The following is a 19013-nucleotide window of genomic DNA, read 5'->3' as shown; positions in this document are numbered from 1 at the left end:
CAAGCTTCTGGTCCCATCGGCGCTTGCGTTTGAAAACTTCAAAGATATATATGATACAAATGAAAGAGGCCGCAGGGTTTTGCCAAGCTAGCGGCACGGCGTTGGGGACGAATAGAAAGGTTGGGTGACGCAATGCCAATTCGCCGAGTTCTTGTTGCTAACCGGGGTGAGATCGCCCTGCGAGTGATCCGCGCGTGCCGGGATCTTGGGATTGAAGCCATTCAAGCGCACTCCAGCGCCGACGCCGACACGCTTCCGGTGCAATTGGCCGATGCGTCGGTCGAAATCGGCGGTCCGCAGGCAGCGGAAAGCTATCTACGGGGCGACGCAATAATCGAGGCGGCAATGAGGATGGGGGCCGATGCCATCCATCCGGGATACGGGTTTCTTTCGGAGAACGCAGTGTTCTCTGATGCCTGCGCTGCCGCCGGTCTCATATTCATCGGGCCCACGGGAGCGGTGATCGACATGATGGGCGACAAGGCGGCGGCCCGCAGCCTGGCCCGGAAGGCGGGTGTCCCGGTGACGCCGGGTTCCCGCGAGCCAGTGGCGAACTATGATGCTGCGCGCGAGGTGGCGCGAGAGGTCGGCTACCCGTTGCTCATCAAGGCGTCCGCAGGTGGTGGCGGTCGCGGCATGCGGGTCGTCGAGACCGAAGACAAGCTGCGCGAAACGCTGGAGAGTGCCGCCCGCGAAGCGGAAGTGGCCTTTGGCGATGGCGGCGTCTACATCGAGAAGTACCTGTCGGACGTGCGCCACGTCGAAGTGCAGGTGTTCGGCGACGGCAAGAAAACGCTGCATTTCGGCGAGCGTGACTGCAGCGTTCAGCGCCGCCACCAGAAGCTTGTCGAGGAAAGCCCGTCCCCGGCATTGACGCAGAAGCTGCGCGAGGAGATGGCGGCCGCTGCCTGTGCGCTCGGCGATCAGGTCGGTTATGAAGGAGCCGGCACCGTCGAGTTCATCGTGGATGCCGAGACGCAGTGCTTCTACTTCATCGAGATGAATACCAGGATCCAGGTGGAGCATCCGGTGACCGAGGAGGTCACGGGGCACGACCTGGTCAAGTGGCAAATCCAGCATGCGGGCGGCGAAGCCGTGGATCTGCATCAGGCGGATATCGGTATCGACGGTCACGCGATCGAGTGCCGGATCAATGCGGAAGATCCGGATCGGGGCTTTCTTCCCAAGCCGGGCACGATAGAGACTTTCGTCGTCCCGACCGGACCGGGCATCCGGGTCGATACCCACGTTTTCCCCGGCTACAAGCTGCCGCCCTACTACGACTCGCTGCTCGCCAAGGTGATCGCGCGCGGACGCAACCGGGAGGAGGCACTTGCGCGGATGCGCCGGGCGCTGGGCGAGATGAAGGTCGAGGGCGTGCCCACCACTATCGGGTTCCATCAGAAGCTTCTGGCCGATCCCGCGTTCCTGGAGGGAAGGGTGCATACCCGTTACCTGCGCGAGGAGATGTACGCGGGTCACCCGATGCAGCAGATGCTCTAGCGAACCCGTGTCAACGGATCTCTGTTGAAAACCCCGCAATTCGTTATATCATATATATGATATAATCATATCTTGCTTCGGTTGGAGCTGCGGCTCGCGCCTGGAGCAGGGGGCGTTTGAAAACACCGGGCCTTGAAGCCCTCAACGATGAAAGGTGTGTCGATGACTGGGCAGGCGGATCTCACACATCAGGACGTGATGCGGATTCTTCGGATCGTTGACGAGACCGATGCCGCGGAGGTGCTGGTCGAATACGGCGGCATGAAACTACATGTGCAGAAGGGAGGAGGCGCGCAGGGCGGATCCCTTGATCCTCGCACTGGCGAGCAACCTGTCGCCGCGCCTCCGACTCCCGTCTCAGCGGTCGAAACAGGCTTGCAGCCTATCGCGGCAATTGCCGACCCGAAAATTGTCGACGTGAGCTCACAGCAGTCGGCCGCGTTGCCCGAGGGCGCCGTCGTCATTCGCTCGCCGATGCTCGGGCGCTTCTTCTGCGCGCCGTCGCCAACCGAACCACCGTTCGTTGAGGTCGGGAGGCGGATCACGGCGGATCAGACGGTTGGCCTGATCGAGGTCATGAAGCTCTTCAACAACGTAAAGGCGGGTGTCGGCGGCACAGTCGTGGAGATCCGGGCCTCCAATGAGGAGATGGTCGAGGAAGACCAGATCCTCTTCGTCGTCCAGCCCGATTGACCCCGAACAAGGCGAGCTCCATGACCGAAGCAGAAAAGGTTCGCGCGAAACGCAGCCGATCAGGTGCGATCGGGATCATCGACACCACGTTTCGCGATGCGCAACAGTGCCTGTGGACCACCCGGATGACGGCAGGAATGATGCTGCCGATCGCCGAGCGCATGGACCGCGCCGGATTCGAGATGGTCGACTTCATGGCGCCGGTGCAGTTCGATGTCTGTGTGCGCTATCTCAAGGAAAATCCCTGGGAGAAGGCGCGCCTGGTCAAGGCGAGGCTTCCGAATACGCCACTGCGATCCTATTGCCGAAGCAAGAGCCTGATCGGATTCAGCCTCGCGCCAGACGACATGGTCGAGATGTGGATGGAGCGTCTCGCCGCAAACGGGTTCTCGGTCGTCGGCACGCTCGATGCGCTATTCGACGTCGACAACATGGCCGTCAGCATTCGGCATGGAAAGAAGCTGGGTCTGTATACGGTTGGCGCGCTGGTGTTCAGCGAGAGCCCCGTGCACACCGACGAGGTGTATGCCAATACGGCCAAGGCGCTGATCGAGAAGACCGACGTCGACGCGATCATGATCAAGGATTCAGGTGCGCTACTGACGCCGGATCGCATCCGGACGCTCGTGCCCGCACTGAAGGCGGTCATGGGAGGCCGGCCTCTCGAACTGCATAGTCATTGCAACACGGGGCTCGCACCGCTTGTCTACCTGGAGGCAGCGAAGCTCGGGATCGATCAACTGCATACGTCGATCGCGCCGCTGGCGAGCGGGCCGGCGCAGCCGTCCATCCAGAACACGTTGGGCAATCTGTCGACAGCCGGTTTCGACACCACGGTCGACAGCGATCTGATTGACGAGATCAGCGACTACCTGACCGATCTGGCCGCTCAGGAGGGTTTCCCTCACGGCGCGCCGATGGAATACGACCTCTATCACTACCAGCACCAAATGCCGGGCGGGATGCTCAACAACTGGCGATTCCAGTTGCGCGAGCAGGGCCTGGAGGATCGCTTCGACGAGATCCTGGATGAGATCGTAAAGATCCGGGCCGAGCTCGGATGGCCGATCATGGTGACACCGTTCTCGCAGATCATCGCCGTGCAGGCGATGCTGAACGTCGTCGGAGGCGAGCGGTATCGGAACGTCCCGGACGAGATCAAGCGCTATGCGCTCGGCCATTTCGGCAGGCTGCTGTCGCCGGTCGATCCGGACATTCTCGACCGCATTGTGGAGAACGGATCACCGGCTATTCCGCTGGAGCCAAAGCAGCTGGAACCGGGGCGCCCGGCACTCGAGAAGGCCTATCCAAACCTCGACGACGACGCGCGGATGCTGCGCTACATGTTCGCCGGCAGCGAGGTCGACGCCATGGAAGAGGCTGGCGCGATCCGAACCACGGCCACCCTCGGCAGTCCGGTCGAAGCGCTGCTGCGCGGCCTGCAGGGGCGCGGCTCCGTTACCCGCTTCGACGTCGAATACAAGAACACGCGCGTCGCCATGAGCCGGACGGCCTAGCCGTTCGCACGACAAGGTAAGGGAGGATCCAGGAATGACCTACATGATGCCGCCGATCGTCGACATGCGCTTGCGGCCGCCAATCCCGGCGTGGACACGTGGCAGCGTGTTCCGCACCGCGATGCATTACCCCCGCAAGATGATCAGCTTCAAGGGGGCGAGGTCCGCCTGGCTGGAAGATCTCGATATCCTGTTCGAGGAAATGGACTCCTCAAGCATCCGTTATGGCGTGCTGGTCGGACGCGCGTCGTCTGGCGCGGGCAACCTTGGCGGTGTCGAGAACCGTGAGATCGTCGAAGCGGTCAACACATACCCGGATCGTTTCCTGGGTTTCCTCGGGGTTGATCTGGACGACATAGACCGGGGTCTTGCGGAGATCCGCGAGTATGCCTCGGAAACCAACATCAAGGGCGTTTCAATCGAGCCCGGATCCGCGCGCGACCCGCGCTGGTCCGACGATGCGAGCCTGGATCCGGTCTATCAGGCCGCGCTGGAGCACGATCTGCCGGTATCGATCTCGCTGTCCGGTCTGCTCTCGGTGCTGGGCGGGCACGACATCACCTGGTCCAGTCCGGTGTCGATACAGCGGGTTGCGCAGAAATATCCCGACCTGAAGATTATCGTATCTCACGCCGCCTGGCCCTATGCCGCCGAGATGGTGGTGGTCGCCATGGCCTGTCCGAATATTTACGTCTCGCCGGATCTGTATGCGGCGACCAAGGACATGATCTGCGCGGACACGTATGTGAAGGGCGCCAACATGTTCTTGGAGAACCAGACGCTGTTCGGTTCCGCCTATCCGGTCAAGGATATCCAGGAGGCCGTCCGGGACTTCCTCGACATGGGATGGCGACAGGACATCATTCCGAAGATCCTGTACGGCAATGCGGCGAAGTTGCTGAAGCTCGATCTCGGCTAGGAGAGCGGCCCTGGCGGCGGGCACCGTCAGGGCAATTCCGACTTCAGCAGGTTGCGATACTCGTAGGTCTCGGTGTTCAGCAGCGTCCGGCGCCATTCGACCGGGCGCTCATCGAAGGTCACGGCGACACGGATGATCTCGAGCAGGGGCGTGCCGAGCGCAACGTTGAGACGCTTGGCTGTCTTCGCATCGGCCGATACGGCCCGGAGCCGGTCGAGTGTTCGGATCACGTTGATGCCAAACCTGCTCTGATACAGGTCATAGATGGTGGTGTTGCGCGATACGAACTCGGCCTCGGTCAAACCGGGGAACATCGCCTCGGAGATGCGGATTTCGTCGAGAACCGCCGGCTCGCCCGCCATCAGCATCACGTTGAACACCCGATAGATCGGGTCGTCCGGCCGGATGGCCAGGTCCGCGGCGGTTTCTGAATCGGCCGTCCCCGTCTGAAACGTAAGTGTCTGGACGATGGGAATCTCGCGGTGCCCGTCGCGGCGCACGATGTGGAAGAAGAAGTTGAGCATTCGCTCGGGGCTGTAGGGAATGAGGTAGGTGCCGCGGCCCTGTTGGCGGACTAGAACGTGTTCCGCGACCAGTTCGTCTATCGCCCGCCGCACGGTCCCGATGCTGGTGCCAAACATCTCGCAGAGCTGTTTCTCGGTCGGGATGGCGTCGCCCGCCTGAATCTCACCGCTGCTCAGAATCCGCGTGAGCGCCAGTTTCACCTCCTTGTAGAGCGGCTGGCCGGCGTCCCCCATAAGGGCAATGCCGTTTCTCCGGCTCTGACGGGCCGGTACTGACCTCGTCGTGCGCGGCCCGGATCCGGTGGAGGGGGAACGTTTCGGCATGTTCGATTTCTCTACTGTTCAGGACACGGAAACGAGGCTCCGCGAGCGGACCGGCTCAGGCAAGCAGCAATCGTAGGGCGAACAGCCGATTCTTCCGATCAAGACCGAAGTCTAGTTAATGTCCTTCTCAAGTGCCAGTTATCCGGGGGCTTTCCGCGGTGCGCCATCCACGCTTGGACAGGACGCTAAGGGTTTGACCAGTGCGGTAAGATATGTATCATACATATGTATTTATTGCATGCAACGAGGGCCGCATGAACATCACCCGTGAGATTGCCGCGCGCGTCGCGACCACGCGATTCGAAGACTTCAGCGACCACGATGTCGCCTATTCGAAGACGCTTGCGATGAGCGCGCTCGGGGCGATGGTCGCGGGGCCGCACTGCGCTGGAAGCGATATCGTTACGCGATACGTGAAGCGCGCGGGGGGCGCTGCGGAGGCGTCGGTGCTTGGCGCGTCGATGAAGGCCCCCGTGGAAATGGCAGCCCTCGCCAACGGCACTTATGCCCATGCGACCGAATACGAGGACGACAGCTTTCCGGAGGCCGTCTCCAGCTACACGCTGTTCCCGGCCATCCTTGCGCTCGGCGAGAAGCTCGGTTCAGACGGAAAGGATGTCATTGCCGCCTTTATCCTCTCGTATGAGGCGCAGGCCCGGATCGGTTTGGCATGCCGCGAGGCGCGGCGCCTCGGCTATATGGTGCTCAGTCTTGCCGGTTCCATCGGCTGTGCACTGGGCGCGGCGCGGCTGCTGCATCTGGACACCGAGAAGACGGCCAACGCGATCGCCGTCGCCGCGTCCCAAGCGAGCGGCCTCGGCTACCAGACCGGTACCATGTCGCATATCGCCGAGATGGGCTTTGCGGCCCGTAACGGCCTGACGGCCGCCCTGCTGGCGAGCGACGGCTTCACCGGGCAGAAGGACATTCTCGAGGCGCCGCGCGGGCTTTTCAACATCATCACCGCGGGCAATGTCGAGAACCCGGAGGCGATCCTGGAGGACTGGGGCAAGCCGTTCCGGATCAACGAGATCGGGATCAAGTCCTATCCCTGTTGCTACCATCTTCAACGGATGATCGAGACCACGCTGGCGATCCGCGAAGAGGGTGTTTCGGTGGAGGACATCGACAACATCACAGTCGAGGTCAACGCGTTCTTTCCGACCGTCGTTCAGCACGAGGAGCCGAATGACGAGATCCAAGCCCAGTTCAGTCTGCCTCATGCGATGGCGATCGCCATGCTCGAGCCGCGGGTTCTGCCGGCCGGATTCTCGAAGGCCAAGATCAACGACCCGGCCTTTGCGGCCTTCCGCAAGAAGGTCAGGACGGTCGTTCGCGAAGACTGGGGCTGGACGCCGACAGGATGGACCCCGAACATCACCTACAATCTGACCGACGGGCGCACCATCACCCGCCGGCCCGAGACGGCGAAGGGACAGCCGCCGGCGTTGCTTGGATTTGACGAATGCGTGCCGAAGTACCGCGGCTGCGTCGAAGGGATTGTCGCCGAGGCCGATATCGCGCGGTCGATCGAGATCATGGCGGAGCTGGAGACCCGCGAAGACGTCGGCGACCTGATGAGGGCCGTTGCGACCTAGAAGTTGCGATAGCTTTCCTCGAATCCCTTCGCACGCTTGCGGACGATTTCGATCAGCGCCTCGACGGCATTCGATTGCGGCCGCTGTACCGGCAGGAGTATGCCGAACTGGAGTCTGATCGCAGGCCGAAACGGTTTCACGAGGATGCCTTTGTCGGCGAACCCGCTGGCCGTGAAGATATCGACCACCGATACCCCAAGTCCGGCTGCTGCCATTTCGCAGATCGCGGCAGCGGACTGGGTCTCGATCATCAGGCGCCGCTGCACGCCGAGCTTGTCGAATACGCGGTCGACCCGGCTGCGCAGGATCGTGTCGGGGATTATCGAGATGAACGGTTCGTCAGCCAGGTCGCGGGCATGGATCACGTCGGCGCCGCTCAGTGGATGGCCCGGCGGCAGGACGCACGCACAGTTGAGGCTCGCCAGCGGCATGATGTTCGCATCCAGATAGTCGACTGGAAGCGTGGCCAGGCCAATATCGAACTGCTGCCCGTCCAGCCATTCGCGAAGCTCGCGTTTTACGATCGTTTTCACGGAGCTTCGGATCTGCGGCATTTCGCGGTGAAACTCGTAGAGCGCTTCGGGCACGAGACGCTGCATCATCGGCATGGTGGCGATTATCCGCACCAGGCCGCTGTCTATCAGCGCGATGTTCTGCATGAGATTGCTGAGATGCGTAAGGCCGGGGTAGACCCGTTCGATCTCACGAAACAGCGCCTCGGCCTCCGGGGTCGGGTGCAGCCGTCCGCCGCTGCGGATGAAGAGTTGGTACTCGACCTGACCTTCGAAATTTTTCAGCAGGCGACTGACCGCTGGCTGAGAGACATTGAGGATTGCGGCGGCCTGGCTGGTCGACCCTGAGATCATTACCCATCGAAAAGCGTCGATCTGCTTCAGGTTCAGCGCGCCGGACATGGAAACCTCCCGAAACGAATTACCGAACGGCTATCAGAAATCCCGCGCATGCCGCGTCTCGCCTCAGTCCGAAGGCGCGTATGTCCGCCCGAAACGGAGCGTTCAGCGGTAATCTGCGCCGTCACAACCCTATAACATAACTGCATAGTTAAATGAGCTAATAATATTGGAATTTATAGATTGGCTTCGCAAAAATGAGCACGTTCCGGCTTCAGCCCGGGCCGGCCGTGGCGCCGGGACGCAAAGACTCTTTTCGGGAGAAAGTTAGTGAAATTCAGGGACCTGCTCGACGATTTCGGACAGCGCAGAGAGGCCGCACTTGCCATGGGTGGCGAGGAGAAGTTGGCCAAGCGTCGGTCACAGGGTGTCCTGAATGCGCGCGAGCGTCTCGACACGCTTCTCGATCCGGACAGCTTCTGCGAGTCCGGCCTGTTCGCTCGCGGTATCCGGCCGGAAGTGCGCCACAAGACCCCGGCGGATGGCAAGATCGCGGGCTTTGGCAGAATCGACGGGCGCGAGGTCGCCGTCGTATCCAACGATTTCACCGTGGTCGGTGCCTCGAGCAGTTCGATCAACGGCAAGAAGATCCGGCACATGCGCGAAGTCGCGAGCGAGCGCGGAATGCCGCTGATCTTTCTCGGAGAATCGGCCGGTGCCAGGATGCCCGACCGGATGGGCGCGCCCGGTCGCGCGATGCTTGGCCAGGACGCCGCGGAGTACCTTCGCGACCGCAGGACGCCGTGGGTGTCGGCGCTGCTGGGCGATTGCTACGGGTCGTCCACCTGGTATGCGTGCATGTCTGACTTCGTGGTCATGCGCAAGGGCGCGACCATGGCCGTGGCGAGCAGCCTCGTCACGTCTGTGGCGATTAACCAGCCGGTCGACGCCGAGGATCTCGGCGGGTGGCGCCTTCATACGGCGGAGACCGGTCTCGTCGACATGGCTGTCGATACCGATGAGGAGGCTCTCGAGGCCGTTCGCACCTTCCTCAGCTATCTTCCCCGGCACAACGGCGAAGCGCCGCCGCGTGCCGAGCCCGTGGACCCGCCGGCCGACGCGGCCGAGCGCATCCTCGAGGTCCTGCCCGAGGTCCGCAATGCGGTCTATGACGTGCGCGATATCGTGCGCTGTGTGGTCGACGAGGGCAGCCTTTTCGAACTCAAGGCGCGTTTCGGCAAGTCGGTTGTCACCGGACTTGCCCGAATCGACGGTCGGTCGGTCGGCATTCTGGCCAACAACCCCAAGTTCAAGGGAGGGGCGATCGACGTGGACGCCATGCGCAAGGCGGTCAACCTCCTCGTGCTTTGCGACTCGTACAACCTTCCGGTCGTTTTCATGGTGGACCAGCCGGGGTTCCTGATCGGCATCGACGGCGAACGGCGGTGGGCGCCGGGGCGGATCATGAACTGGATGAACGCCATCAGCCTGGTAACGACCCCGAAGCTCTCGGTGATCATGCGCAAGAGCTACGGGCAGGCGTATCTGAACATGGGGGGCGGACGGAACTCCGACGAGGTGCTGTGCTGGCCGACGGCGGACCTGGGGTTCGTCGATCCGGTGCTCGGCGTGCACATGCTTCACAAGCTGAAGCGAGAGGATGATCCGGAGCGCTTCGACAAATTGGTCGAGGAGCTGAAGCGGGACTCCGCGGCCTATGCGCTCGCGGAGCTTTACGAGACCCAGATGCTCATCGATCCGCGTGAGACCAGACAGGCGCTGGCGCGGCTGCTCGAGGTCCACGCGAACAAGGGCGGCGTGGGCGAGCACAAGCTGGCTACCTGGCCAACAAGCTATTGATCCCGGCGGGCAACAAGACAGAAGAAGGATAGTCACGCATGGCCGACATAGAAGTGAAGAGCGACATCGCCGGAGCCGTCTGGAAGCTCCTCGTTCAGCCCGGTACCGAGGTTGAGGAGGACGACACGGTGGTGATCCTCGAGTCGATGAAGATGGAGATTCCGATCTCGGCTCCCGAGAGCGGTACCGTGAAGAGTGTGGCGATAGCGGAAGGTGACGCGGTCGTCGAAGGCCAGCTGGTCCTGGTCCTCACGGTCTGATGACGCGACACATGACGGCAGGACCGAACTATCGCGTGTTGGACGCCGAACCCGGCGTGGCAGACAATGGCCCCGTCGCGCGGGTTCGGCAAATCCTCGCGTCGGCGCGCAGGCAAGGGCAAGGCGCGCTCGACGAAAGCACCGGCAAGTCGATACTCGAGGCCTTCGGCATCGACGTGCCCGCCTCCGCGGTGGCGGCGACGCCAGAGGAGGCGCGCGATCGCGCGGCCCGGCTTACACCGCCGTTCGCCGTCAAGGTGCTGTCGACGCAGCCGTTGCACAAGAGTGATCTCGGGGGTGTTCGGCTGAACCTGGATGGGCCCGAGGCGGTCCACGATGCTGCCACCGGAATTGCCGATAGCTGGCCGTCCGATGCACCTCCGATCGAAGGCTTCCTGGTCGAGGAAATGGCGCCAGCGGGCCAGGAAGTGGTGATCGGTGGCTTCCTGGATCCTCAGTTCGGGCCGATGGTCATGGTCGGTCTGGGCGGCGTTTTTGTCGAGGTCTTTGCCGACGTCACATTCCGCGTCTGCCCGATTACGCGGGGTGACGCGGCCGCCATGCTGGGCGAACTCAAGGCGCAGCCGCTGTTGAATGGTGTGCGCGGCCGTCGTCCCGTCGATATGTCGGCGCTGATCGATGCGCTGTTGGCGATCGGCGGAGAGGGCGGCCTTCTCATGGAGCTGGGCGAAGAGATCGCCGAGCTCGACATCAATCCGCTGATCGTCGGGCCCGAGCGGGCCGTCGCTGTCGACGCGCGATTTGTCCTGACGGGTGAGTGCGTCGCCGGCGGTCTTGAAAGTCCCCCTTTGCCCGACAGCTTTGCCCCCCTTTTCGCGCCGAAGACGATCGCCGTCGCCGGGGTATCGGGTTCGGGGCAGGGGCCGGGCAACCGGTTCATCCGGAACCTGCGATCGCTGGACTTCGAGGGTGACATCTATCCGATCCACCCGAGTGCGACCGAGCTTGAAGGCTTGCCCGTCTACCGCAGTCTCGCGGAGGCGCCGAAGCCGATCGATTACGCCTACATCGCGGTGCCGAAGGCCGGGGTCGCGGATATGCTCCGAACGGCGGCCGGTCGCGTCCGCTTCGCCCAGATCATGACGAGCGGCTTCGGCGAGAGCGGCGCGCGGGGGGTAAGCCAGGACGATCTTCTGGCGGCGGCGCGAGCGGGCGGCGTGCGTATCCTCGGTCCCAACTCCCTCGGTACCTATTCGCCGCGGGGACGCATGACGTTCACCGAGACACACCGGGCGCACGCGGATCCGGGCCGCGTCGGCATAATCTCGCAGAGCGGTGGCATCGGGGTCGACTTCGTACGGACGGGGCAAGCGCGCGGCCTGCGCTATTCGGCGGTCGTCACGATCGGCAACAGCGCTGACTTGGGCCCGAACGACCTGCTGGAACACTTCCTTGCCGACCCGGATACCGCAGTCATCGGAATGTACCTGGAGGATATTGGCGACGGGCGGCGGTTCGTCAGCCTTCTGCGGGCGGCGCGCGGGCGCAAGCCGGTCGTCTTGCTGAAGGGGGGGCGCAGTGCGCAGGGCCAGAAGGCGGTGATGTCGCATACCGGTGCTCTGGCAGGCGACATGCGTGTCTGGCTCGCCGTGGCGGCGCAAACGGGCTGCATCCTGGTGGAAACCATCGAGGAGCTTCTCGACGTCCTTTTGATGTTCCAGTCGATCACGCCGTCCGACACGCGGGTCAGCCGCCGGCTGGCGCTCTTCGGCAACGGTGGCGGCGCAAGCGTGGTGGCCACGGATTGTCTGGTTGGGCACGGCTTCGACCTGGCGGAGCCGTCGGAGCAGACCCGGGCGCGACTCCATGCCTTGGAGCTTCCCGACGGAGCCAGTGCCGGAAACCCCATCGACTTTCCGGCGAACGCCTTCAACCGCAGCAACGGCAGGGTCGCGGAGGGCGTCTTGCGGGCGCTGAGCGGGGATGCGGCAACCGATGTGATTCTGCTGCATCTCAACATGCCCGTGCTTATGAGCTATCGCGAAAGCCAGATCGTGCCCAACATTGTCGACGCTGCGATCGCGCAACGCGCCGCGACCGAAGGGGATGCGCCGCACCTCGTGATGGTTTTTCGTTCCGACGGCAGCGAGGAGGTTGAGGCATTGCGGCGCGAGCAGCGCCAGCGCGCGGTTGCCGCAGGGATCCCCGTGTTCGAGAGCTTCGCCATGGCCGCGACCGCGCTGGCCGCCCTGGCCCGTTTCGAGGCGTTCCAGGCGCAACGTCGCGCCGACCGGAGTTTGCCGTCATGACGGCGTCACCGAATACCGCTCTCGTTGTCGGTGCCGGCGGTGTCGTCGGCGGCGCGGCGCTCGACCATTTTTTATCGCAGGATGGATGGCGGACGATCGCCGCGTCGCGCCATCCGCCGGAAGGGGGCGATGGGCTTCGGTGTGTCGCCGTCGATTTGCTGGATCCGGAGAGCTGCCGCGCGGCGCTTGCGACCTGTCGCGATGTCACGCACGTGTTCTATGCCGCCTATGCGAAGGCGGCCGACCCGCTAAAGGAGACCGTGACCAATCTCCGCATGCTCGTGAATCTGACAGATATGCTTGAGGCCGGGGCACCCGACCTCAAGCATATCCATTTGGTGCACGGCCAGAAATGGTATGGCAATCATCTCGGCCCGTATCGCACACCGGCGCGGGAGGACGATCCGCGCCATATGCCGCCAAACTTCTACTATGATCAGCAGGATTTCATCGAGAACCGCCAGCGTGGCAAAGACTGGACCTGGTCGGCCGTACGGGTGCAAGCCCCGCTCGGCTTCTCGCTGAACAGTCCCATGAACCAAGTGCTGATCGTCGGCGTGTACGGCTCGATTTGTCGGGCCCTGGGTATTCCGTTCCATTTCCCCGGGTCGCAAGGCTGCTTCGACGCGCTCTACCAGGTAACGGACCCGAAGTTGCTCGGACGTGCGATGCATTGGATAGCGACGCAGCCACAGTGTGCAAACCAGGCTTTCAACGTGACCAACGGCGACCAGTTTCGTTGGCGGAACCTGTGGCCGCGGCTGGCGGCGTTCTTCGGCGCGCCGGTAGGCGAGGTCCGAACGCGATCACTGGTGGACATGATGTCCGACAAGGGGCCGGTCTGGGATCGCATCGTCGCTGAGCATGGTCTCCGTAAACACAGGATGGATTCCCTCGCGAACTGGGCTTGGGGCGACTTCGTCTTCGGTAGTGCATTCGACAATCTCTCATCGACGGTAAAGGTGCGGAAAGCGGGGTTTAACGACTGTGTTGACAGCGAGGAATTCTATGTTTCTGCCTTGGAATCCATGCGGTCAGAGAGAGTTATTCCATAAAATGGAGGCTATTTGGCGATTCTTGGTGCCTGATTGCTTTCGTTTTTCTTTTTGGCTGTGCGCCGGATGCGCGCGCCTTTGTTGAGTCCGGCGGGTTGGTTCTGCCGCGCTCGAAGCAATGCCGGATGGGTAACGATCTGGCGAACGGGAGGAAACAATGACTGATCTGTTCAAGGGTGTGTCCCGTCGTGACGTGATGGGAATCGCCGGCCGCTTTGGGTTGACGTCGACGATGTTGGCCGCGGCCGGTATGACTGGAGCCATTACCGCACCGCAACTCGCCTCCGCTGCCGAGGATACCGAGAAGAAGCGCGCTAAATCGGAGCCGAAGTACCAGCTGCGTTACGGTGGCGCCGGCTACAATGCCCAGCGGTTGAAGTATGTTCATGTCGGCTGTCTGGAGTTCATCCAGGATCTCGAGGAGCGCACCAATGGTGCGGTTCGCGTCGAGTTCATCGGTGAAAACCAGATCTGCAACGAGCTCGACTGTGTGAAGAAGACCCAGCAGGGCATCATCGATATCTTCACGTCCTCGACCCAGAACGCGGCTGGCGCGGCGCCGTACTACAACGCGCTGGATTTTGCCTACATGTTCCCGAGCCGGGCGTCGTTCTATCACTTCCTCTACCATCCGAAGAGCGAGGCGTTGCTTCGCGAACCTTTGCGCCGCATGCATCGGGTGCAGTTCCTGTTCACGATGTACGAAGCGCGGGGCCTGATGATGGGCCTCAAGTACAAGGACCGACCCACCATCTCGACGCTGGAGGAGTTGCAGGGCGGCAAGAATCGCGTGACCGGTTCGCAGCCTGGAAGGATCGCGATGGACCTGATGGGCCTGAATCCCGTCCCGGTAGCGTGGGAAGAAACCCTCGACGGCCTTAAGCAGGGATTGATCGATGGCGCCGAGACGTGGATGTCGGCGGTTGCCGCCTTCAACATGACCCCCGTCGTCTCGCAGGCTGTCGATTTACGGTTCTTCTGCGGCGCCGAGCATGCCGCGATGAACCTCGACGTCTTCGAGAAGCTGGAGCCGGAATACCAGGACGCGATCATGGAGTCGGCTTACCTCACCCAGGCCCGGATTCAGGGAACGCATGAGGCGGCGCTGGTGAATCTGGTCGGCGCCACCACGCCTCCGATACCGGGCACGGTGTTCGACGAATTTGGCGTACGCGTCGCCACTCTGCCCGATCAGGAGATCGAGAAGGCCGAGAAGATGTGCGCGCCCGAATACGTTCCGGGCCCCTGGGAGCAATGGCGCGAGCGGATCAACGGCTGGGCCAATGGCCAGGATGTCTACAAGGAAATCCATGCGATCGCGCGGGAGATCCCGAAGGGCACGCTGGTGCAGGATGTCTCGCCGCGGCGTTGGTGGAACGCCTGACAATCGCGACGGGCGGCGCGGCCTACGGGTTGCGCCGCCAGCCGCCTGGGACGCGTATCTAGAACCCGTCCCGCACGGCGGACAACAAGGGGAGGCCGAGCGTGAAGAAAATCATACACTGGCTCGACAGCAACATCGAACCGATCCTCATGAACATCGCCTACGTGGTGATGGCCGTACTGGTCTTCGAGCAGGTCGTGCTGAGGTTCGTATTCAAGACGCAGATCGCCTGGAGTTCCGCTGTCGCGATCTACATGTTCATCGCGGTGACGTGGTTGGGGGCAGCCTATAATGTGCGCCAGCGCTCGCACCTGAACTTCGGCGAAGTCCGCTCGGTCCTTCCCTACGGCGTCCAGTTCGCCTGCCTGATCCTCGACGCGGCGCTCTGGGTCTCGCTAGCCGGTGTGGTGATCTACTACGCCGTCGACCAGATCGAACTGCTGCAGATGAACTTCGCTTTCGTGCCGGGTACGAGCGACCTCATGCAGTGGTGGTTCTACCTCATCATGCCATTTGGCTGGGGACTGATCGTGCTTCGCGCGCTGCAGAACCTCTGGCAGGACATCGGTCATTACCGACGGCGCGAGCCGTTCCAGCTCGGCGCGCCTTCGATGGTGGAAAAGGGATAGTCATGGAAGGCGAACTCATTGCCCTCATCTCGGTTTCGGCGATTGTCCTGTTCGTTATCGGCGTCCCGATCTTCCTGATCATCGCCCATTGGGTCCTTTGGACCAGTGTGGTGACCGATTTCACACTTGCCAATCTCAGCCTCACCCTGTTCGAGGGGATCAATTTCTTCGGGCTTCTCGCCCTGCCGCTGTTCATTCTGACCGGCGACATCATCAACGCGGCCGGGATTGCCAAGCGGCTGACGGACTTTGCCTATGCCATGCTCGGCTGGGTACGCGGCGGACTCGGCCTGGCGGCGCTGGCCGCGTGCGGCATGTTCGCGGCGATCTCCGGCTCGAATGCCGCCACCACGGCCACCATCGGCTCGATCATGTACAAGGACCTGAAAGAGGGGCGGTACGACAGCCGCTTCTCGGCGGCGACGCTTGCCTCGGGTGGTGTCGTCGGGATCATCATCCCGCCGTCGATCATCTTCGTGATCTACGGGTTCCTTCTGAACCTGCCGATCGGCGATCTGTTCATGGCGGGCCTGCTGCCCGGTGCGCTGATGATCGTCGGCATGCAGGTTGTTTGCCTCGTGATGTCCTGGAAGTTCGGCTGGGGCAAGATCATCCCGTTTCAGCTCGGCAATTGCGTCCGTACCGGTTTCCGCAGCTACCTCGGGTTCGCCGCCATCGCAATCGTTCTGCTCGGCATCTACGGCGGTATCTTCTCACCGACGGAAGCGGCCGCGATGACGGCGGTGTTCGGGCTGGTTGCAGGCATAGCGATCACGCGCGAGATCAAGCTGCGCGACGTCCCGAAGATCCTGCTTCATTCAGGACAGATCGCCGGGCTGCTCGTTCCGCTGGTCGCTGTATCGATCGTGATGCAGCAGATCCTCTCGATAATCGGGGCGCCGGCGTTCGTGGCGGGGCTGTTCGACGGCATCGGTGGGTATTACGCGACCCTGTTTATCTGCATGGCCATGATCATCGTCGCCGGCTGCTTCCTGGAGAGCGTTCCGGTCGTGATCATCCTGGCGCCGATTCTCGCGCCCATCGCCTACGGGATCGGCGTCGATCCGGTTCACTTCGCGATCGTGTTCGTGGCTGGCACCGCCATCGGCTTCATTACCCCGCCGTTCGGCCTCAATCTGTTCGTGGCGAGCAGCACCACCGGACTTCCGTTCCTGAGGATCGTGCCTTTCGTGGTGCCGTACTTCATCATCCTCATGCTCGCCTGGTTTGCCATCGTCGGTATTCCCGCGCTTTCGACCTACCTGCCGTCGATCAGCGGGATGTAACGCCTGCCACCGTTCTCGCTTCCCCGCCCGACCTTTCCGGGCGGGGAAAACGGGACGGCCAAACGGGAGGGGTATCATCACCTATCCGGACCTATGATCGGCGTTTCCGGGCGAATCGTGCGTCGAACACACTTGCCTTCATTGTCCGGTCGTGGCCGGAGGGGGCGTGGTGTTTGAGCCGTTCGGACAGCGTCCTCTCCAATCGACTACATCGGCAACCCTGTCCCTCTCGCCAACAGCGGCGCGGAACTCTGGATGGCTGGACGAGCCGTCGTAGGCATGGCCGGCTGACACGAGCGTCGAACAAGTCGTACTTGGATATGCCTGCGCGCTCCAACGGGGCCTGGCAATACGGCCAGTCGGGCCCGCACGGCGAAATCTGCCCGGTCGCATGGTCGGGCTCCCGGAACTCCGCGTAGACCCCGTCTCGCGCCGGTACCTCACTGCTCTTTTTAGGGAGACAATCAAGTGCTGCCATTCTGGGATCAGGTGCTGTTCCTCGGCATCGTGGCACTGGGCTGCTATACGCAGGCGATCACCGGGTTCGCGCTCGGGCTTATCGTGGTGGCGTTCGCGACCCTGTTCGGCATCATGTCGATCGAACAGGCCTCAATCGTCGTGACGATCATTACGCTGTCGAATGCGAGCGTTGCTTTGGGCCGAAGCGGTTGCCAGGTGCAGTGGAGTCGAGCGGTTCCCGTGATTTTGGCGGCGGCACCTGCGACCTATTTCGGGCTGGTCCTGCTGAGTCTGTTGGGGACCGAGAGCATGGGGCTGCTGCGGTTGCTGCTCGGCGTGACGATCGTCGGGAGCAGCCTGCTGCTGGTTTTCAATCCGCGACCCATGACGCGAGAATCGAGCCGGACGTCGTTCGGTCTCCTCGGCGCCGTCGCTGGGGTGCTGGGCGGACTGTTCGCGGCGTCCGGTCCACCCTTGATCTTCCACTTCTACCGGCAGCCGCTCAGGCTCTCGATGATCCGGGACTCGCTGCTCCTGGTGTTCATGGTGCTCGCGATGGAACGGATCGGCTTTCTGGTGTTACGCGGCGAGATGCCGTTCGACGCCATCGTCCAAGCGGTCGTGGCGCTCCCGGTAACGGTTGCGTTTACGCTCCTCGGTGGGAAACTGTCCCCACCGCTTGGTGAAACGGCGATGCGGCGCGCGGCGTTCATCCTGCTGCTGTTCGCGGGGTTGGGCGTGATGGCCCCTGTTCTACTGAGCAGTTGAGGCCTGAGCGGTGCTTTGATTGCAGGTCTATTCGATGGCCCCGGCGGCGGGGCTGACCAGCAAGAGGGCGACCAGATCGGCCTGGCGGCTGGTGCCGGTCTTCTGGAACAGATTGCGCAAATGAAAGGCCACGGTCGTCGGAGCGATCCCTAGGTCGGCGGCGATGTCGGCGGGTCGGGAGCCGGCAGCCAACGCGGCCGCGATTTTCGCCTCGGTCGGGGTGAGGGCGAAGAGCGCACACAACGTGTTTCGAGACAAGGACGGGCGTTGCTCGGGGTCTGAGAGAAACAGAACCGCTGCGGTTTCCCGGGACTTAGCGCCGGCAGGGTCCGAAAGGGCGGAGGCCAGTACCATCAGATCGCGCTGGCCGGAGTGGCGGGGCACGGAGAGGCTGGCCAGATCCTCGGCGTTATTCCGTGCGGGTGTGCATTTCTCGCGAACCAGCCTGTTCAGGGCCGCATTGGTTGGCGCGTGGTCCGCCCAGATCCTGGCGTCGATATTGAGACCGTCCTTGCGCGCCGCCATGTCGTGGGCCGCGCGGTTGGCGAAAAGCACGCGGCACTGGCTGTCCGCCAGCACGATCCCAAGCGCCAGGCGGTCGAGCACTTGCCGGATCCCGGTGGTTGGGGCATCGGCGCCCGTCGAGGCGAGGTGTGGAACCGACGCGCGGAGGGCCTCGAAGATCTCGTCGTTTCGCGCGCGGATCCGATTCACCTGCCGCAGCCGGGCTTCGATCGTGGCCAGCATCAAGTCGTAGTCGATGGGCTTGACCAAATAGTCGTCTGCGCCGGCCTGCTTTCCCTGAATGATCTCGCGCGGGCTGGCGAGCGCGGTGAGGAACAGGAAGGGCGCTTCCGCGAGGTCGGGGTGACGTGCGCGCACGGTCTCGAGCACCGCGTAGCCGTCTAGACCGGGCAAGCCGATGTCGCACAGGATGAGATCCGGCCGCGTCGTTTCCAATCTGGACAGGGCTTGCTCGCCGCTTTCCGCCGCGATCACCAAATAGCCGGCCTCTGTGAGTTCCTCGGCAAGGTCAGAAAGCAACTCGGCTTCATCTTCCACGCACAGGATGATGGCCCGGCTCTCGATGGACCGCGGGGTGGTTGCGTCCAT

Annotated in this window: 16 protein-coding genes; 13 read left to right on the top strand and 3 right to left on the bottom strand. The window is 62.7% G+C overall.

All coding sequences use genetic code 11. The features are described 5' to 3' along the window. The first annotated feature begins 132 nt into the window (after nt 1-132). The 4 genes from ACSF9G_RS05945 to ACSF9G_RS05930 all read left to right on the top strand — a co-directional run bounded on the left by ACSF9G_RS05945 (nt 133) and on the right by ACSF9G_RS05930 (nt 4632). A complete protein-coding gene (locus ACSF9G_RS05945; protein ID WP_436639456.1) occupies nt 133-1503 on the top strand; it encodes an acetyl-CoA carboxylase biotin carboxylase subunit in 1371 nt (456 codons plus the stop codon). A 147-nt stretch (nt 1504-1650) separates the two neighbouring features. Beyond that, the gene (locus tag ACSF9G_RS05940) at nt 1651-2196 is read left to right on the top strand and encodes an acetyl-CoA carboxylase biotin carboxyl carrier protein (protein ID WP_436639454.1); all 546 of its coding nucleotides are present in this window, start codon (nt 1651-1653) and stop codon (nt 2194-2196) included. Between the two features lie 20 nt (nt 2197-2216). After that, entirely contained in the window at nt 2217-3713 is a 1497-nt protein-coding gene (locus ACSF9G_RS05935; RefSeq protein ID WP_436639452.1) for a hypothetical protein, read from the top strand. 34 nt (nt 3714-3747) lie between these two features. Next, complete coding sequence (locus ACSF9G_RS05930) at nt 3748-4632, top strand: amidohydrolase family protein (protein WP_436639450.1); 885 nt, start codon at nt 3748-3750, stop codon at nt 4630-4632. 26 nt (nt 4633-4658) lie between these two features. On the opposite strand, the gene ACSF9G_RS05925 is transcribed toward ACSF9G_RS05930, so the two are convergent. Then, the gene (locus ACSF9G_RS05925; RefSeq protein ID WP_436639448.1) at nt 4659-5480 is read right to left on the bottom strand and encodes a GntR family transcriptional regulator; all 822 of its coding nucleotides are present in this window, start codon (nt 5478-5480) and stop codon (nt 4659-4661) included. Nucleotides 5481-5734: 254 nt separating this feature from the next. Here ACSF9G_RS05925 and ACSF9G_RS05920 point away from each other — a divergent pair, with 254 nt between their 5' ends. Further along, nucleotides 5735-7078 (top strand): MmgE/PrpD family protein, encoded by a 1344-nt coding sequence (locus ACSF9G_RS05920; protein ID WP_436639446.1) that lies wholly within the window; start codon nt 5735-5737, stop codon nt 7076-7078. Here the strand turns inward: ACSF9G_RS05920 and ACSF9G_RS05915 are convergent. Then, nucleotides 7075-7992, bottom strand: coding sequence for a LysR substrate-binding domain-containing protein (locus ACSF9G_RS05915; protein WP_436639444.1), 918 nt, complete (start codon nt 7990-7992; stop codon nt 7075-7077). The genes ACSF9G_RS05920 and ACSF9G_RS05915 overlap by 4 nt on opposite strands. 267 nt (nt 7993-8259) lie before the next feature. Here ACSF9G_RS05915 and ACSF9G_RS05910 point away from each other — a divergent pair, with 267 nt between their 5' ends. The 8 genes from ACSF9G_RS05910 to ACSF9G_RS05875 all read left to right on the top strand — a co-directional run bounded on the left by ACSF9G_RS05910 (nt 8260) and on the right by ACSF9G_RS05875 (nt 17900). Then, on the top strand, nt 8260-9789 hold the full coding sequence (locus tag ACSF9G_RS05910; protein WP_436639442.1) for an acyl-CoA carboxylase subunit beta: 1530 nt from the start codon (nt 8260-8262) through the stop codon (nt 9787-9789). 38 nt (nt 9790-9827) lie between these two features. Beyond that, nucleotides 9828-10049, top strand: a complete 222-nt coding sequence (locus ACSF9G_RS05905; protein WP_261615082.1) for a biotin/lipoyl-binding carrier protein — start codon at nt 9828-9830, stop codon at nt 10047-10049. Between the two features lie 11 nt (nt 10050-10060). After that, nucleotides 10061-12319: an acetate--CoA ligase family protein gene (locus ACSF9G_RS05900; RefSeq protein WP_436639440.1), complete on the top strand. Its 2259-nt coding sequence runs from the start codon at nt 10061-10063 to the stop codon at nt 12317-12319. Continuing rightward, nucleotides 12316-13374 (top strand): SDR family oxidoreductase, encoded by a 1059-nt coding sequence (locus tag ACSF9G_RS05895; RefSeq protein WP_436639438.1) that lies wholly within the window; start codon nt 12316-12318, stop codon nt 13372-13374. The genes ACSF9G_RS05900 and ACSF9G_RS05895 overlap by 4 nt, the downstream gene beginning before the upstream one ends. 157 nt (nt 13375-13531) lie before the next feature. Then, nucleotides 13532-14758: a TRAP transporter substrate-binding protein gene (locus ACSF9G_RS05890; protein ID WP_436639436.1), complete on the top strand. Its 1227-nt coding sequence runs from the start codon at nt 13532-13534 to the stop codon at nt 14756-14758. Between the two features lie 101 nt (nt 14759-14859). Continuing rightward, the gene (locus ACSF9G_RS05885; protein ID WP_436639434.1) at nt 14860-15387 is read left to right on the top strand and encodes a TRAP transporter small permease; all 528 of its coding nucleotides are present in this window, start codon (nt 14860-14862) and stop codon (nt 15385-15387) included. 2 nt (nt 15388-15389) lie between these two features. Further along, on the top strand, nt 15390-16673 hold the full coding sequence (locus ACSF9G_RS05880; protein ID WP_436639432.1) for a TRAP transporter large permease: 1284 nt from the start codon (nt 15390-15392) through the stop codon (nt 16671-16673). Between the two features lie 468 nt (nt 16674-17141). Further along, on the top strand, nt 17142-17900 hold the full coding sequence (locus ACSF9G_RS05875) for a TSUP family transporter (protein WP_436639430.1): 759 nt from the start codon (nt 17142-17144) through the stop codon (nt 17898-17900). A gap of 27 nt (nt 17901-17927) precedes the next feature. Here the strand turns inward: ACSF9G_RS05875 and ACSF9G_RS05870 are convergent, their stop codons facing one another. Further along, nucleotides 17928-19013, bottom strand: coding sequence for a response regulator (locus ACSF9G_RS05870; RefSeq protein WP_436639428.1), 1086 nt, complete (start codon nt 19011-19013; stop codon nt 17928-17930).

The organism is Microbaculum mangrovi, assembly GCF_051390635.1.
Taxonomy (GTDB): domain Bacteria; phylum Pseudomonadota; class Alphaproteobacteria; order Rhizobiales; family Tepidamorphaceae; genus Microbaculum.
The sequence above is the reverse complement of the archived record's forward strand: the minus strand, read 5'-3'. Positions and strand labels throughout refer to the sequence as shown.

Coding starts and splice junctions, on each gene's coding strand:
- ACSF9G_RS05945 (WP_436639456.1), top strand. CDS start 133: ATGCCAATTCGCCGAGTTCTTGTTGCTAACCGGGGTGAGATCGCCCTG.
- ACSF9G_RS05940 (WP_436639454.1), top strand. CDS start 1,651: ATGAAAGGTGTGTCGATGACTGGGCAGGCGGATCTCACACATCAGGAC.
- ACSF9G_RS05935 (WP_436639452.1), top strand. CDS start 2,217: ATGACCGAAGCAGAAAAGGTTCGCGCGAAACGCAGCCGATCAGGTGCG.
- ACSF9G_RS05930 (WP_436639450.1), top strand. CDS start 3,748: ATGACCTACATGATGCCGCCGATCGTCGACATGCGCTTGCGGCCGCCA.
- ACSF9G_RS05925 (WP_436639448.1), bottom strand. CDS start 5,480: ATGCCGAAACGTTCCCCCTCCACCGGATCCGGGCCGCGCACGACGAGG.
- ACSF9G_RS05920 (WP_436639446.1), top strand. CDS start 5,735: ATGAACATCACCCGTGAGATTGCCGCGCGCGTCGCGACCACGCGATTC.
- ACSF9G_RS05915 (WP_436639444.1), bottom strand. CDS start 7,992: ATGTCCGGCGCGCTGAACCTGAAGCAGATCGACGCTTTTCGATGGGTA.
- ACSF9G_RS05905 (WP_261615082.1), top strand. CDS start 9,828: ATGGCCGACATAGAAGTGAAGAGCGACATCGCCGGAGCCGTCTGGAAG.
- ACSF9G_RS05900 (WP_436639440.1), top strand. CDS start 10,061: ATGACGGCAGGACCGAACTATCGCGTGTTGGACGCCGAACCCGGCGTG.
- ACSF9G_RS05895 (WP_436639438.1), top strand. CDS start 12,316: ATGACGGCGTCACCGAATACCGCTCTCGTTGTCGGTGCCGGCGGTGTC.
- ACSF9G_RS05890 (WP_436639436.1), top strand. CDS start 13,532: ATGACTGATCTGTTCAAGGGTGTGTCCCGTCGTGACGTGATGGGAATC.
- ACSF9G_RS05880 (WP_436639432.1), top strand. CDS start 15,390: ATGGAAGGCGAACTCATTGCCCTCATCTCGGTTTCGGCGATTGTCCTG.
- ACSF9G_RS05870 (WP_436639428.1), bottom strand. CDS start 19,013: ATGGACGCAACCACCCCGCGGTCCATCGAGAGCCGGGCCATCATCCTG.